Consider the following 16,249-nt stretch of genomic DNA (forward strand, 5'->3'; position numbering starts at 1 on the left):
CTACAGGAGTCCGTGTTGCTTGAGCGCCCACTCGACATGTTCGCGCACTAACTCCGATGGGTAATCCCTGCGCGCCTTCAGTGCCTCCAGCACCGGAATGCTCGACGGCGCATTGCCCAACCCCACCGCCAGGTTACGCAGCCAGCGCTCGTAACCGGCCCGGCGTAAAGGCGAGCCTTCGGTGCTGCTGAGGAATTTGTCTTCGTCCCACATGAACAGTTCGGCCAGTTCGGCGTTGTCCAGGTTGTGCCGTGGCTTGAAGTCGCTTTCGCCGGAGGAGCGGGCGAAGCGGTTCCACGGGCAGACGATCTGGCAGTCATCGCAACCGAACACGCGGTTGCCGATCAAGGGGCGTAAATCTTCCGGGATCGCGCTTTTCAGTTCGATGGTCAGGTAGGAAATGCAGCGCCGGGCGTCCAGCACGTAGGGGCCGACGAACGCATTGGTCGGACAGATGTCGAGACACGCGGTGCAGCGGCCGCAATGTTCGGTGGCATGGGGCGGATCGACCGGCAGCGGCAGATCGACAAAGAGTTCGCTGAGGAAGAAGTAACTGCCGGCTTTTCGATTCAAGACCAGGGTGTTTTTGCCGATCCAGCCAAGACCGGCCTGTTCGGCGATGGCTTTTTCCAGCACCGGGGCGCTGTCGACGAAGGCGCGGAAACCAAACGGGCCGATCTGGGCCTGAATTTTATCGGCCAGTTGTTGCACGCGTTTACGGATCAACTTGTGGTAATCGCGGCCCAAGGCATAACGCGACACATAGGCTTTTTCCGGTTTTCCCAGCAATTGCGCCATCTGGGTGTCACCCGGCAGGTAGTCCATGCGCAGGGAAACCACGCGCAAGGTGCCAGGGACGAGCTCTTCCGGGTGCGAGCGTTTGCTGCCATGGGCGCCCATGTAGTCCATTTCGCCGTGGTAGCCGGCGGCGAGCCAGCGCTCCAGGTGCTGCTCATGCTCGGCCAGGTCGAGGCCGCTGATGCCGACTTGCTGGAAGCCCAGCTCGCGGCCCCAGTCCTTGATGGATTGGGCGAGGGCGGGCAGGTCTGTAGTAATTGCGGGCATGAGGCGAGAGAAACCGGAGCTGAGGTGCGTATAATTCTGCCAGACATCGGAGCCTGAAGACGCATGCCGCACACTAAAGATGATTTACCCGACGCGCTGTACAGCGCAGCGCAGGTCCGAGGGCTCGATGCGAGCCTGATCGCGGCCGGCACACCGGGCTTCGAATTGATGCAGCGCGCCGCACGGGCGACCTGGCGTGCGCTGGTCCGTCAATGGCCGTCGGCCAATGAACTCACTGTGCTGGCCGGTCACGGCAATAACGCTGGCGATGGTTATCTGGTCGCGGTGCTGGCCAAGCGTGCGGGTTGGTTGGTTCGCATCCTGGCGGTGGGTGATCCCCAGCGATTGCAGGGTGATGCGGCGTTGGCGCATGCCGAGGCAGTGTCCGAGAGCGTCTCTATCGACGCCTGGTCGGCACAAGCCCAACTGAGCGGCATCGTGCTGGACGCATTGCTGGGCACCGGTCTGACGGGTGAGGTGCGAGCGCCTTACGCCGACGCCATCGCGGCGATCAATGCCTGTGGGTTGCCGGTGGCAGCGGTGGATATCCCTTCCGGTCTGTGCGCCGATACCGGTCGCGTCCTCGGTATTGCAGTACAAGCCGAGCTCACCGTCACCTTCATTGGATTAAAGCTGGGGCTGTTCACCGGCGATGCCGCGGATGTGGTCGGCGACCTGGTTTTCAATGATTTGCACGCCGATCCACAGCTCATTGAAGTTGCGGCGATCAGCGCTCGTCGTCTGACGGCCGGTAACCTGCCGCGTCCTGCGCCCCGATCCCCGACTTCTCATAAAGGTAAATTCGGCCATGTGTTGCTGATCGGTGGTGATCGCGGTTTGGGTGGCGCGATCCTGCTGAGCGCGCAGTCCGCGCTGCGCAGCGGTGCCGGCATGGTCTCGGTGGCAACCCGCAGTGAACATGTGCCAGCCGCGCTGGCGAGAATTCCGGAAGCCATGGTGTTGGGCACTTCGTCGGCCAATCAGTTGATGGAACTGCTGCAAAAAGTGTCCGTGCTGGTGGTCGGTCCGGGCTTGGGGCAGGTTGCCTGGGGGCGCAGTTTGCTGTCGGCGGCCGCCAATGCGCCGTTGCCGCAAGTCTGGGACGCCGATGCGTTGAACCTTCTGGCCGAAGAGCACGTGAGACTGCCCAAGGATTGCGTGATCACCCCGCATCCGGGCGAAGCGGCGCGATTGCTGGGGATCAGCACCGCCCAGGTGCAGGCTGATCGCCCGGCGGCGGCGCATGCGTTGAGCAAAAAATATACAGCTGTCGTGGTGCTCAAGGGCGCCGGCAGTCTGATCGCCAGCCCCGATGGGCGTTTGGCGTTGTGTCATCAGGGGCATCCGGCGATGGCCGCCGCCGGGTTGGGCGATGTGCTGGCCGGTCTGGTGGGCGCGTTGCTGGCTCAAGGCATGCAGGCGTTCGATGCCGCCTGTCTGGCGGTTTGGTTGCATGCCAATGCGGGTGAGCAACAAGGTAAATTCGGCCGTGGGCTGGCGGCCAGTGATCTGATCCCGGCCATTCGTCAGTTGTTGGAGGAGCAAGCACCGTGTCTGAAGTAACCCTGTACCTGGCTGATGAAGAGGCGATGACTGCATTTGGCGCACGTATCGCAAAAACCACCGAAGGGCACGGTCTGATTTTTCTGGAAGGGGACCTGGGGGCGGGGAAAACCACGCTGTCACGGGGCATCATTCGCGGTTTGGGGCATGAAGGCGCCGTGAAAAGTCCGACCTTTACCCTGGTTGAACCCTATGAGATCGGCGACATTCGTGCCTTCCATTTCGACTTGTACCGTTTGGTCGATCCGGAAGAGCTGGAGTACCTCGGTATTCGCGACTATTTCGACGACGACGCCCTGTGCCTGATCGAATGGCCCGATAAAGGTGCAGGCTTTTTGCCAAAGCCCGACCTGACCATTACCATTAGCCCGCAAGACAGCGGGCGTTCGCTGAAAATTTTATCCCAAGGCTCGCGTGGCGAGATTTGGTGTGCCGCTTTGGCATTGGAATCCAATTAAATGATGGGGTCAGGTATGCGCTTTCGCGCGATGGTAGCTGCCGTAGGATTGTTGTTTTTGGCGGTGACCGTCGACGCTTTGGCCGATGCGAAGGTCAACAGTGTTCGCCTGTGGCGGGCGCCAGACAACACACGGCTGGTGTTCGACCTGACAGGGCCCGTGCAACACAGCGTGTTCACGCTGACTGCCCCGGATCGACTGGTAATCGACATCAATGGTGCGACACTCGGCGCGCCGCTGAACGTCAACACCTCCAATACTCCGATCACTGCCATGCGCTCGGCTCAACGCACGCCGACCGACTTGCGGGTGGTCATCGACCTGAAAAAGGCCGTGACCCCGAAAAGCTTCTCCCTGGCACCGAACGCTCAGTACGGCAACCGACTGGTGGTGGATCTGTTTGATAGCGCCGGCGATGCCGCGCCGTCTCCCACGCCGACACCGACTCCAACCCCTTCGGTCGCCACGATGCCGGCAGTGCCAGTCACGCCGGTTGAGCCTGCGATCAAGCTTCCACCGGCACCGGCTGGCAAGCGCGACATCCTTGTGGTGATTGACGCCGGCCACGGTGGTGAAGACCCGGGCGCTTCAGGCTCTCGCGGCCAGAAGGAAAAAGACGTGGTATTGGCCATCGCCCGTGAGTTGCAGCGTCAGGTCAATGGCATGAAAGGCTTCCGTGCCGAACTGACCCGTACCGGCGACTACTTCATCCCGTTGCGCGGACGTACTGAAATTGCCCGCAAGAAAGGCGCCGACCTGTTCGTTTCGATCCACGCCGACGCCGCGCCGTCGGCCGCCGCCTTCGGTGCGTCGGTGTTTGCCCTGTCTGATCGTGGCGCTACTTCGGAAACGGCCCGCTGGCTGGCGGACAGTGAAAACCGCTCCGACTTGATCGGCGGTGCCGGCAACGTCAGCCTCGATGACAAGGACCGCATGCTCGCAGGCGTTCTGCTTGACCTGTCGATGACCGCGTCCCTGACGTCCAGCCTGAACGTCGGCCAGAAAGTCCTGAGCAACATCGGGCGGGTCACGCCACTGCACAAGCAGCGTGTGGAACAAGCCGGGTTTATGGTGCTGAAGTCGCCAGACATCCCGTCGATCCTGGTGGAAACCGGGTTCATCTCCAACTCCAACGAAGCTTCCAAACTGGCCTCCTCGAATCATCAGCAGGCGCTGGCGCGTTCGATCAGCAGCGGCGTGCGCCAGTTCTTCCAGCAGAATCCGCCACCGGGCACCTACATTGCCTGGCTGCGTGACTCCGGCAAAATCGCCCAGGGCCCCCGTGATCACCGGGTGAGTCCGGGTGAGACCCTGGCGATGATCGCCGTACGCTATCAGGTCTCGCCGGCCACGCTGCGCAGCGCCAACAACCTGTCCAGTGATGAGCTCAAGATCGGTCAGCACCTGACCATTCCTGGCACTGAGTTGGCGGCCAAAGAATGAATCAGGTCGTGATCAACAGCGCTCGCATCGAACTGCTCAGCCCGCGACTGGCGAACCAGATTGCCGCCGGTGAAGTGGTTGAGCGCCCGGCTTCGGTGATCAAGGAATTGCTGGAAAACAGCCTCGACTCCGGCGCCAAGCGCATCGATGTCGATGTCGAGCAGGGCGGCGTCAAGCTGCTGCGGGTGCGCGATGACGGTAGCGGCATTTCTGCCGATGACCTGCCGCTGGCACTGGCCCGACACGCCACCAGCAAGATCCGTAACCTGGAAGACCTTGAACAGGTCATGAGCCTGGGCTTTCGCGGTGAAGCACTGGCCTCGATCAGCTCCGTGGCGCGCCTGACACTGACGTCCCGCACCCGCGACGCCGATCAGGCCTGGCAGGTCGAAACCGAAGGCCGGGACATGGCGCCTCGCGTGCAGCCGGCAGCCCATCCGGTGGGCACGTCCGTGGAAGTGCGCGATCTGTTCTTCAACACCCCGGCGCGGCGCAAATTCCTCAAGACCGAAAAAACCGAATTCGATCATCTGCAAGAAGTGATCAAGCGTCTGGCGTTGGCGCGTTTCGATGTTGCCTTTCATCTGCGCCATAACGGCAAGACCATTCTCAGTCTGCACGAAGCCCACGACGATGCGGCCCGTGCCCGGCGTGTGGCAGCCATTTGTGGCTCGGGTTTCCTGGAGCAGGCATTACCGATCGAAATCGAGCGCAACGGCCTGCATTTGTGGGGCTGGGTCGGTCTGCCGACGTTCAACCGCAGCCAGGCCGACTTGCAGTACTTCTTTGTGAATGGCCGCGCAGTGCGCGATAAACTGGTGGCTCACGCAGTGCGCCAGGCCTATCGCGACGTGCTGTTCAATGGCCGGCATCCGACATTTGTGCTGTTTTTTGAAGTGGATCCGGCGGGCGTCGACGTCAACGTGCACCCGACCAAACACGAAGTTCGCTTTCGTGACGGGCGCATGGTTCACGACTTCCTCTATGGCACTTTGCACCGCGCCTTGGGCGATGTGCGGCCGGAAGACCATCTGGCCGCACCGGTTGAAACGGCCATCGTTCGACCTACCGGCCTCGACGCCGGCGAGTTCGGCCCGCAGGGTGAAATGCGTCTGGCCGCCAATGCGCTGCTGGAGCAGCCGCAGGCGCAGCCATCGTTCAATCCCCCGGCGGGCTCGGGCGCCGGCGCCGGTTATCAGTACCAATACACGCCACGGACTCAGTCCGGCGTGCCGGTCGCGGAAGCCCAGGCTGCCTATCGTGAATTTTTCGCGCCATTGCCCGAGGCCAATGCGGTCGCCCTGCCGGCCGGGCAAGACGATATTCCGCCGCTGGGTTATGCACTGGCGCAGCTCAAAGGGATCTACATTCTTTCGGAAAACGCTCAAGGGCTGGTGCTGGTGGACATGCACGCGGCCCATGAACGGATCATGTACGAGCGCTTGAAAATAGCCATGGCCAGCGAAGGCCTGAGCGGCCAGCCGCTGCTGGTGCCGGAATCGCTGGCCGTCAGCCAGCGTGAGGCCGATTGTGCCGAAGAGCACATCGCGTGGTTCCAGCGCCTGGGCTTCGAATTGCAGCGTCTGGGGCCGGAATCCCTGGCCATCCGGCAGATTCCTGCTTTGCTCAAGCAAGCGCAAGCCAATCGCTTGGTCAGTGATGTCTTGGCTGATCTGATGGAATACGGCACCAGCGACCGGATTCAGGCGCATCTGAACGAGCTGCTCGGGACGATGGCCTGTCACGGCGCGGTTCGGGCGAATCGACGCCTGGCGATCCCGGAAATGAACGGCCTGCTGCGCGACATGGAAAACACCGAGCGCAGCGGTCAATGCAACCATGGCCGACCGACCTGGACCCAATTGGGCCTGGACGATCTGGACAAACTGTTCTTGCGCGGTCGTTGATGAGCCAGCTCCCTCCTGCGATTTTCCTGATGGGCCCGACCGCAGCGGGCAAGACCGACCTGGCCATCGAACTGACCAAAGTCCTGCCTTGCGAGTTGATCAGTGTCGATTCGGCGCTGGTTTACCGTGGCATGGACATTGGCACGGCTAAACCGTCGAAAGAAATCCTGAGCGAATTCCCACACCGCCTGATCGACATTCTTGACCCGGCTGAGAGCTATTCGGCGGCTGATTTCCGCCGGGATGCCCTGCAAGCCATGGCCGAGATCACCGCGCGCGGAAAAATTCCGCTGCTGGTGGGCGGCACCATGCTCTATTACAAGGCGTTGGTGGAAGGTCTTGCGGACATGCCCGCTGCCGATCCGGACGTCCGTGCGCAAATCGAAGAAGAGGCTGCACGCCTTGGCTGGCAAGCGCTGCATGAGCAATTGGCAGTCATCGACCCCGAGTCCGCTGCGCGTATTCATCCAAACGATCCGCAGCGACTCAGTCGCGCACTGGAAGTTTATCGCGTCAGTGGTCAGAGCATGACTGAGCTCAGGTTGCGACAATCTGTGCAAAGTACTGAAGCAGCCGCCTCGGGACTGCAACAATTGCCCTATACTGTCGCGAACTTGGCCATTGCACCGGCAAATCGTCAGGTATTGCACGAGCGAATTAAACAAAGATTCACTTTAATGTTGGAACAGGGATTCATTGACGAGGTCGTAGCCCTGCGTAAGAGAAGTGACCTGCATTCAGGGTTGCCGTCTATACGTGCGGTAGGCTACCGACAAGTCTGGGATTACCTGGATGGCAAGCTGACACAAGCCGAGATGCAGGAGCGTGGAATCATTGCCACGCGCCAATTGGCAAAGCGTCAGTTCACCTGGCTGCGCAGTTGGGCTGATTTACATTGGTTGGACAGCCTCGATTGCGACAATCTGCCGCGCGCCTTGAAATACTTGGGGACCATCTCCATATTGAGCTGAGTCCTTGCAATTGCCGTCTATCCTTGGGGGTGTGACGGCTAAAGCCATCTGTTTACCTATTTTTTATATTGAATCCTTAAAGGAGTGCGGCACATGTCAAAAGGGCATTCGCTACAAGACCCTTACTTGAATACTTTACGTAAAGAGAAAGTTGGGGTGTCCATCTACCTGGTCAACGGGATCAAACTGCAAGGCACGATCGAGTCTTTCGACCAGTTCGTTATCCTGCTGAAAAACACCGTTAGCCAAATGGTTTACAAACACGCTATCTCGACAGTGGTACCGGTTCGTCCAATTCGTCTGCCAAGCGCAACCGAATCCGAAGCGGGTGACGCTGAGCCAGGTAACGCCTGATAGGAGTCTCCTTTGTTCTTTGAGCGCCACGGTGGTGGTGAGCGAGTAATCCTCGTTCACTTGGATGGACAGGACCCTGAGGCGCGCGAAGATCCGCAGGAGTTTCAGGAATTGGCTAATTCGGCGGGCGCCGAGACCGTTGCGTTTTTTAACGTGCCGCGTCATCGGCCAACCGCCAAATTCCTGATTGGCAGCGGCAAGGTCGAGGAGCTACGCGACCTGGTCAAGGCCGAAGAGGCCGATCTGGTGATTTTCAATCACGTCCTCACGCCCAGTCAGGAACGTAACCTCGAACGTGTTTTCGAGTGTCGCGTGATCGACCGTACCGGTCTGATTCTCGATATTTTCGCCCAACGCGCCCGTACCCATGAAGGCAAGCTCCAGGTAGAACTGGCCCAGCTTGACCACATGAGTACCCGGCTGGTTCGTGGCTGGACCCACCTTGAACGCCAAGGTGGCGGTATCGGCATGCGTGGCCCGGGTGAAACGCAACTGGAAACCGACCGCCGTTTGCTGCGGGTTCGCCTGCGACAGATCAAGGGCCGGCTGGAGAAAGTGCGCAGCCAGCGTGAACAGTCTCGACGTGGCCGCATGCGTGCGGATATCCCTACCGTGTCACTGGTGGGGTATACCAACGCCGGTAAATCCACGCTCTTCAATAACGTGACGAAATCCGACGTCTACGCGGCTGACCAATTGTTTGCCACGCTGGACCCGACCCTGCGCCGTCTGGATTTAGACGATCTGGGGCCGATTGTCCTGGCGGACACTGTAGGTTTCATTCGCCACTTGCCCCACAAGCTGGTCGAGGCATTTCGGTCTACCCTCGAAGAGTCGAGCAACTCCGACCTGTTGTTGCACGTGATCGATGCGGCCGAACCAGATCGCATGTTGCAGATCGAGCAGGTGATGGTGGTGCTGGGTGAGATTGGTGCCCAGGACTTGCCGATACTCGAGGTCTATAACAAACTCGATTTGCTTGAAGGCGTTGAGCCACAAATCCAGCGCGACGAAAACGGCAAACCCCAGCGGGTCTGGCTGTCGGCGCGTGATGGCACTGGTCTGGAATTGCTTGAACAAGCCATTGCCGAGTTACTCGGCAGTGAATTGTTTATCGGTACCTTGCGCTTGCCGAGCCGCTTTGCTCGACTGCGGGCACAGTTTTTCGAACTCGGTGCGGTACAGAAAGAAGAACACGATGACGAAGGCATCAGTTTGCTGGCCGTTCGTTTGCCACGAGCCGAGTTGAATCGACTGGTGAGCCGCGAAGGTTTGCAGCCCAATGACTTCATCGAGCAACACACTTTGCAATAAAAGCCTGAGAAAGCGGTTGTGTCGTGGTGACAGGCATTCTGTAGCATTGGTCGGCGCGCCGTGGGTGCGTCTTTGCTTTATCAGATGGAGAGCGCTATGGCTTGGAATGAGCCGGGTGGCAACTCGAATAATCAGGATCCTTGGGGTGGCAAGCGTCGTAATAACGGCGACCGCAAGGGACCACCGGATCTCGACGAGGCCTTCCGAAAGCTGCAGGAAAGCCTGAACGGGTTGTTCGGTGGTGGTAAAAAACGTGGTGATGACGGCGGTGGTCCGGGCAAGAGTGGCGGCTTTGGCGGCCTGCTCGGCATCGGCCTTGTCGTGCTAGCGGCCGTGTGGCTGTACAGCGCTGTTTACGTCGTCGACGAGCAGGAGCAAGCCGTGGTGCTGCGCTTCGGCAAGTACTACGAAACCGTCGGCCCGGGCCTGAATATCTATTTCCCGCCGATCGACAAGAAGTACCTGGAAAACGTTACGCGAGAGCGTTCGTACACCAAGCAGGGGCAGATGCTGACCGAAGACGAGAACATCGTCGAAGTGCCGCTGACCGTGCAATACAAGATCAGCAACCTGCAGGATTTCGTGCTGGATGTGGATCAACCGGAAGTCAGCCTGCAGCAAGCGACAGATAGTGCCTTGCGCCACGTGGTGGGTTCTACCGCCATGGACCAGGTACTGACTGAAGGTCGTGAGTTGATGGCCAGCGAGATCAAGGAGCGTCTGCAACGCTTCATGGATACCTATCGCACCGGTATCACCGTAACGCAGGTCAACGTTCAGAACGCAGCGGCACCGCGTGAAGTCCAGGAAGCCTTCGATGACGTGATCCGTGCCCGTGAAGACGAGCAGCGTTCGCGTAACCAGGCTGAAACCTATGCCAACGGCGTCGTGCCGGAAGCCCGTGGCCAGGCCCAGCGTATCCTCGAGGATGCCAATGGTTACCGTGACGAAACCGTCTCGCGTGCCAAGGGTGAGGCTGATCGCTTTACCAAACTGGTTGCCGAGTATCGCAAGGCCCCTGAAGTCACCCGCGAGCGTCTGTACCTGGACACCATGCAGGAAGTCTTCAGCAACACCAGCAAGGTTCTCGTGACCGGCAACAAGAATGGCCAAAGCAATCTGCTGTACTTGCCGCTGGACAAGATGATTCAAAACAGTTCGGGCGGTAATGCGCCGGTAACCGGTTCGGCCGCAGCCTCCAGCAACACGGATGTCACGCCGCATGTCACTGACCTGCCGCAAACGCGCACAAGGGAGACCCGCTGATGAGCAATAAATCGCTGATCGCCCTTATTGTTGGCGTCGTCGTGGCAATCGCTGCCTGGAACTGCTTCTACATCGTGGCTCAGACCGAGCGTGCGGTGTTGCTGCAGTTCGGTCGCGTGGTCCAGGCTGATGTTCAGCCGGGCCTGCATGTGAAAGTGCCTTACGTTAACCAGGTGCGCAAATTCGACGCACGCCTGATGACGCTGGATGCACCGACGCAACGCTTCCTGACGCTGGAAAAGAAAGCCGTCATGGTGGATGCCTTCGCCAAGTGGCGCGTGAAAGATGCCGAGCGCTTCTACACTGCAACATCCGGCCTCAAGCAGATCGCCGACGAGCGTCTGTCCCGTCGTCTGGAATCGGGCCTGCGTGACCAGTTCGGTAAGCGCACGCTGCATGAAGTGGTTTCTGGTGAGCGTGACGCGCTGATGGCTGACATCACTGCTTCGCTGAACAAGATGGCGGAAAAAGAACTGGGTATCGAAGTCGTCGATGTTCGGGTCAAGGCCATCGATCTGCCGAAAGAAGTGAACCGCAGCGTGTTCGAGCGTATGAGCACCGAGCGTGAGCGTGAAGCTCGCGAGCATCGCGCCAAGGGTAACGAGCTGGCAGAAGGCATTCGTGCCGACGCCGATCGTCAGCGCCGCGTGCTGCTGGCTGAAGCCTATCGTGAATCTGAAGAGGTTCGCGGTGACGGTGATGCCCAGGCCGCTGCGATCTACTCCAAGGCCTACGGCCAGGATCAGGAGTTCTACGGTTTCTATCGTAGCCTGCGTGCCTACCGTGAAAGTTTCGCGAACAAATCCGACGTCATGGTCCTGGACCCAAGCAGCGACTTCTTCCGTTACCTGGAAAAAGCCAAGCCTTGATACCGCGTTGACCTGAATCGTCCCCCGCCTGGCGGCTAAAGCCTCTGGCGGGGTGATCCTTTGGGAAAACGTGTGTATGATGCGGCAGCCGGGAAATTCCCGGCTTTTTTGCGTCTGCACGTTTGATTGCTGTTTTTAGGCAGGCGCCGAGTCGAATGGCTCGACAGTTTTTCGAGGAAAGTGGTTAGCGAAGCCGGTAAAAGGCTTTTCGCTTCGTTGTTCATGCGCGTGGTTTGTGCAACGAGCCAATCATTTTCTGCTTCACTCAAGGCTCGGCCGAGGGCTGGCCGCCCGGATCATAGGGGAATGGCGTAATGGCGACGGTAGACCGCTGGCTGCTGCCAGATGGCATCGAAGAAGTACTGCCACCAGAAGCGGCGCGCATTGAAGTAGCGCGTCGTCAGGTGTTGGATCTGTTCCAGAGCTGGGGTTACGAGTTTGTCGTGACTCCCCATATCGAGTACCTGGAATCCCTGCTGACCGGCGCGGGCTCGGACCTCGATCTGCGTACCTTCAAGGTCATCGACCCGCAATCGGGCCGGCAGATGGGTTTCCGTGCCGACATCACGCCGCAAGTGGCACGCATTGATGCGCATACCTTGCGTCGTGAAGGCCCGAGTCGTCTGTGCTACGCCGGTAGCGTGCTGCATGCTCAGCCTCGCGCCTTGTCGTCCTCTCGCAGCCCGATTCAGTTGGGTGCCGAGTTGTATGGTGATGGCAGCCCGAGCAGCGATGTGGAAGTCATCAGTCTGATGCTGGCTATGCTGCAACTGGCCGACGTGCCGGATGTGCACATGGACCTCGGTCATGTCGGTATCTACCGTGGCCTGGCCCGCGCCGCCGGTTTGTCCGGTGAAGTCGAGCAGCAGTTGTTCGATGCGTTGCAACGCAAGGCCATCGATGAGGTCATTACCTTGACCGAAGGCCTGCCTGCCGATTTGTCGGGCATGCTGCGTGCACTGGTTGATTTGTGTGGCGGCCGTGAAGTGTTGAGCGCTGCCCGCGAGCGTCTGGCGCATGCGCCGGCTCCAGTTCTGGCTGCTCTGGACGACCTGCTGGCGATTGCCGAGCGTCTGTCCGTGCGTTTCCCGGAACTGCCGCTGTACTTCGACCTGGGCGAGTTGCGCGGTTACCACTACCACACCGGTGTGGTGTTCGCGGTATTTGTACCGGGTGTTGGCCAGTCCATTGCCCAGGGCGGTCGTTACGACGACATCGGCGCCGACTTCGGTCGCGCTCGTCCGGCAACCGGCTTCTCTACTGATTTGAAAACCCTGGTGACCCTGGGGCGTGCTGAAATCGAGCTACCGTCTGGCGGTATCTGGATGCCTGACAGTACGGATGCGGCACTCTGGCAGCAGGTTTGTCAGTTGCGCAGTGAGGGTCAGCGTGTCGTTCAGGCGTTGCCTGGACAACCTTTGGCCGCCGCCCGTGAAGCGGACTGCGACCGGCAATTGATTCTGCAGAACGGGCTTTGGCAAGTATCGCCACTGGCCTCTTGAGTTTTCCCGCCGGCGCTGCCGGCACCAAGTTTGCGCGAATGAGGACAAGTGTTATGGGTAAGAATGTCGTAGTCCTGGGCACCCAATGGGGTGATGAGGGCAAAGGCAAGATCGTTGATCTGCTGACCGAACATGCTGCCGCCGTAGTGCGCTACCAAGGTGGCCACAACGCTGGTCACACCTTGGTGATCGACGGCGAGAAAACCGTCTTGCACCTGATCCCCTCGGGCGTGCTGCGCGAAGGCGTGCAGTGCCTGATCGGTAACGGCGTGGTGGTTGCACCCGACGCTCTGCTGCGGGAAATCATCAAGCTGGAAGAGAAAGGCGTGCCGGTGCGCGAGCGCCTGCGTATCAGCCCTTCCTGCCCGCTGATCCTGTCCTACCACGTAGCGCTGGACCAGGCCCGTGAAAAGGCCCGTGGCGAGCTGAAGATCGGCACCACCGGTCGCGGCATCGGCCCGGCATACGAAGACAAGGTGGCACGTCGCGGTCTGCGCATCGGTGACTTGTTCCACCGTGAGCGTTTCGCCGCCAAGCTGGGCGAGTTGCTGGATTACCACAACTTCGTACTGGTCAATTACTACAAAGAGCCGGCCATCGACTTCCAGAAGACGCTGGACGAGTGCATGGAATACGCCGAGCTGCTCAAGCCGATGATGCTCGACGTCACCGCTGAGCTGCACGAACTGCGTCGTGCTGGCAAAGACATCATGTTCGAAGGCGCCCAAGGCTCCCTGCTGGACATCGACCACGGTACCTACCCGTACGTCACCAGCTCCAACACCACCGCAGGTGGCATCGCCACCGGTTCGGGTTTTGGTCCGATGTACCTGGATTACATCCTGGGCATCACCAAGGCCTACACCACTCGCGTGGGTTCGGGTCCGTTCCCGACTGAGCTGTTCGACGACGTGGGTGCTTTCCTGGCCAAGCGTGGTCACGAGTTCGGCGCGACTACCGGCCGTGCCCGTCGTTGCGGCTGGTTCGACGCCGTCATCCTGCGTCGCGCTATCGACGTCAACAGCATCTCGGGCCTGTGCCTGACCAAGCTGGACGTGCTGGACGGTCTGGAAACCATCAACATCTGCGTTGGCTACAAGAACCAGGATGGTGCAGTGATCGACGCACCGACTGACGCCGACAGCTACATCGGCCTGGAGCCGGTGTACGAAGAGATGCCGGGCTGGACCGAATCCACCGTCGGTGCCAAGACGCTGGAAGAGCTGCCGCAAGCCGCTCGTAACTACATCAAGCGCGTTGAAGAGTTGGTCGGTGCGCCGATTGACATTATTTCGACGGGCCCGGACCGCAACGAAACCATCGTTCTGCGTCATCCGTTTGCTTGATAAGTCATTGAAGTGAAACACAAAGGGTCCTTAATAGGACCCTTTGTCGTTTCTGCCTGTGGGACGGCATGACCTTTGCTGTGATGTTGATTAAAAGCATCGCTTCCAGCGCGCCATCAATTTAATGGCGCCAAAGCAGAGGGATTATAAGTGTCAGCCGTTCTCTCACTGTTACAAAGCCGTTTGTTGCGGCCCGTGTTCGTTACCCTTGGTATCGCCCTTTTGGTGCAGGTGCTGGTGGCTGTTGCCCTGACCCGGAGCACAGTGACCGCGCTGGAAGCCGATTTGGGTGTGCGTCTGGGGGCCGACAGTCAAAAACTTTCTGGCGAGCTCGAGCAGGCGGGGCGTGAAGTCACGTCGAGCCTCGACAGCCTCTCGACCAGCACACGTCAGCGTCTCACGGCCGGTTTGTCCTCGCGTTTGGAGGAGGAGCAGGCGCAGTTGCGCGCGACGCTGGAAAAGGATCTGAAGGACTCCGCCAATGACATGGCGCAGCTTCTGGCCTCGGTCGCTCCCCGCGCAATGTGGGACAGCGACGTTCCAACCCTGTCTGAATTCGCCCGCCGGGCCCAGCGTAATCCCAATGTGTTGTTCGTGGTTTACGACGATGCAACGGGGCAGCACCTGACGCGCTACCTCAACCGTGAAAACCCGATCAACAAGGCCTTGCTGGAAAAGGGGCAGGGCGAGCGGGCGCTGGACAAGGTGCTGGATGCGGCGAAGAACGATCCTTCGGTTTACTACCTCGAAGCCTCGATCAATCCCAATGGCGTGGAAATCGGCAAGGTTGTGATGGGGGTTTCGACCGCCTCGGTGGAAACCGACCTGACAGCCCTGGACAAGCGCTTCTCGGCGTTGATTGCCAGCAGTGATCAACTGGTCGGCGACAGCCTCAAAGGTGCGGCCGCAGACAGTGCGGCGGCCATGCGTGCACGATTGCAGTCGGCTCAGTCCACCGCCTCCGAAATGAAAGCCAATACCACCAATACGGTGCAGGAAGCGGCAGCGACCTTGCGCTGGCGCATCGGCATGTTCCTGGCGCTGGTCGGTTGCGGTGTGCTGCTGTTACTGGCCGTGGTGCTCGGGCGTCGGGTGGTCAACCGCTTGAAGATGCTGATCAGTGCCATGGATGACCTGGCGGCGGGCGAGGGTGACCTGACCAAGCGTGTGCAGATCAACAGCAAAGATGAAATCGGTGACATGGCTTCGGCGGTCAATCGCTTTGTGGATAAGTTGCAGCCGATTGTGCGCGAGGCGGGTGATGTCGCTCAGCGTACCGGTGTGGAAATCGGCGCCATGACCCTGCGTAACGCCGGGGCGGACAAGGCCGCAGGCATGCAGCGCGATGAAGTGGCCGAGAGCCTGCGGGCGCTGTCGCAAATGGCTGATGAAGCCCAGTCTGAAAGTCACGCCATGCAGGCCGCTTTGCAGCAGGTGGTGGACATCCGTTCGGCCACTGATGAAAACACCCGGACCTCGGCGAAAGTCGGCAGTCTGATCGAGGCGCTGGCCGGGCAGGTCGACACCGGTGCGAAAGTCATCGAGCGGCTGGCGCAGCAGAGTGAGCAGATTGAAGTGGTGTTGACGGTGATCCACGGGATCGCCGAGCAAACCAATTTGCTGGCACTGAACGCCGCCATCGAAGCGGCGCGTGCGGGCGAGACCGGTCGCGGGTTTGCTGTGGTGGCAGACGAAGTACGGGCGCTGGCAAGCAAAACGCAGAGCTCGACTGGCGACATTCAGGCGCACATCGTTGCCTTGCAGCAGGGGGCGCGTGAGGCGGTGGCTGCGATTGGCCAGGCGGGGCGTCAGGCCAGCGAAGGGTTGCTGGTGTTGCGCGACAGTGCGCGGTTGCAGCAGTCGGTGCAGGCGTCAGTCGAACAGGTGCATGCCGCGATTGGCCTGGCCACTCAGGCCGCGGCCCATCAAGCGCAAGGGGCGCAGGCCGTGCGTGGTCGAGTTGAAACCATCCATGCGCAGGCTGAGAAAGCGGCTCAAGCGGTGGTTGAAACCACGGCCAGTGGCAAAGTGCTGGATGGGCTGGCGGCACAGTTGAAGGCGAGCCTGGGGCAGTTCAGGGCGTGATGGGTTGTCTGGGCTGACCCCGTCGCGGGCAAGCCCGCTCCCGCGGTGTCATCTGTTGTGCACAACATGTGTGTTCTCAGAAGTACCTGTGGGAGTGGGCTTGCCC

The 16,249-nt window shown here is 60.1% G+C and carries 13 protein-coding genes; 12 read left to right on the forward strand and 1 reads right to left on the reverse strand.

The window, feature by feature from the left end; translation table 11 throughout:
- A complete protein-coding gene (gene queG / locus LOY55_RS02500) occupies positions 1-1,065 on the reverse strand; it encodes a tRNA epoxyqueuosine(34) reductase QueG (RefSeq protein ID WP_258667592.1) in 1,065 nt (354 codons plus the stop codon).
- Positions 1,066-1,128: 63 nt separating this feature from the next.
- Here queG and LOY55_RS02505 point away from each other — a divergent pair, with 63 nt between their 5' ends.
- From LOY55_RS02505 to LOY55_RS02560, 12 genes are all read left to right on the forward strand, one after another.
- A complete protein-coding gene (locus tag LOY55_RS02505) occupies positions 1,129-2,628 on the forward strand; it encodes an NAD(P)H-hydrate dehydratase (RefSeq protein WP_223525412.1) in 1,500 nt (499 codons plus the stop codon).
- Positions 2,616-3,086 carry a tRNA (adenosine(37)-N6)-threonylcarbamoyltransferase complex ATPase subunit type 1 TsaE gene (gene tsaE, locus LOY55_RS02510; protein WP_109785436.1) on the forward strand — a complete coding sequence of 157 codons (471 nt, stop codon included), beginning with the start codon at positions 2,616-2,618 and terminating at the stop codon, positions 3,084-3,086. Before LOY55_RS02505 ends, tsaE begins: the two co-directional genes overlap by 13 nt.
- Positions 3,087-4,529, forward strand: a complete 1,443-nt coding sequence (locus tag LOY55_RS02515) for an N-acetylmuramoyl-L-alanine amidase (protein WP_109785437.1) — start codon at positions 3,087-3,089, stop codon at positions 4,527-4,529.
- A complete protein-coding gene (gene mutL, locus LOY55_RS02520) occupies positions 4,526-6,436 on the forward strand; it encodes a DNA mismatch repair endonuclease MutL (RefSeq protein WP_263295768.1) in 1,911 nt (636 codons plus the stop codon). Before LOY55_RS02515 ends, mutL begins: the two co-directional genes overlap by 4 nt.
- Complete coding sequence (gene miaA, locus LOY55_RS02525; RefSeq protein WP_109785439.1) at positions 6,436-7,407, forward strand: tRNA (adenosine(37)-N6)-dimethylallyltransferase MiaA; 972 nt, start codon at positions 6,436-6,438, stop codon at positions 7,405-7,407. Before mutL ends, miaA begins: the two co-directional genes overlap by 1 nt.
- 93 nt (positions 7,408-7,500) lie before the next feature.
- Positions 7,501-7,761, forward strand: coding sequence for an RNA chaperone Hfq (gene hfq, locus LOY55_RS02530; protein ID WP_007902656.1), 261 nt, complete (start codon positions 7,501-7,503; stop codon positions 7,759-7,761).
- Between the two features lie 12 nt (positions 7,762-7,773).
- On the forward strand, positions 7,774-9,075 hold the full coding sequence (hflX, locus tag LOY55_RS02535; RefSeq protein ID WP_077432371.1) for a ribosome rescue GTPase HflX: 1,302 nt from the start codon (positions 7,774-7,776) through the stop codon (positions 9,073-9,075).
- A gap of 96 nt (positions 9,076-9,171) precedes the next feature.
- On the forward strand, positions 9,172-10,341 hold the full coding sequence (gene hflK / locus LOY55_RS02540) for an FtsH protease activity modulator HflK (protein WP_046028406.1): 1,170 nt from the start codon (positions 9,172-9,174) through the stop codon (positions 10,339-10,341).
- Positions 10,341-11,210, forward strand: coding sequence for a protease modulator HflC (gene hflC / locus LOY55_RS02545; RefSeq protein WP_046028408.1), 870 nt, complete (start codon positions 10,341-10,343; stop codon positions 11,208-11,210). Before hflK ends, hflC begins: the two co-directional genes overlap by 1 nt.
- Before the next feature lie 314 nt (positions 11,211-11,524).
- Complete coding sequence (locus tag LOY55_RS02550; protein ID WP_223525411.1) at positions 11,525-12,712, forward strand: ATP phosphoribosyltransferase regulatory subunit; 1,188 nt, start codon at positions 11,525-11,527, stop codon at positions 12,710-12,712.
- Positions 12,713-12,765: 53 nt separating this feature from the next.
- The gene (locus LOY55_RS02555) at positions 12,766-14,058 is read left to right on the forward strand and encodes an adenylosuccinate synthase (protein ID WP_010464193.1); all 1,293 of its coding nucleotides are present in this window, start codon (positions 12,766-12,768) and stop codon (positions 14,056-14,058) included.
- Positions 14,059-14,208: 150 nt separating this feature from the next.
- Positions 14,209-16,143, forward strand: a complete 1,935-nt coding sequence (locus LOY55_RS02560; RefSeq protein ID WP_046028410.1) for a methyl-accepting chemotaxis protein — start codon at positions 14,209-14,211, stop codon at positions 16,141-16,143.
- Positions 16,144-16,249: the final 106 nt, after the last annotated feature.

Origin of the sequence: Pseudomonas sp. B21-040 (assembly GCF_024748695.1) — a bacterium.
Classification (GTDB): Bacteria; Pseudomonadota; Gammaproteobacteria; order Pseudomonadales; family Pseudomonadaceae; genus Aquipseudomonas.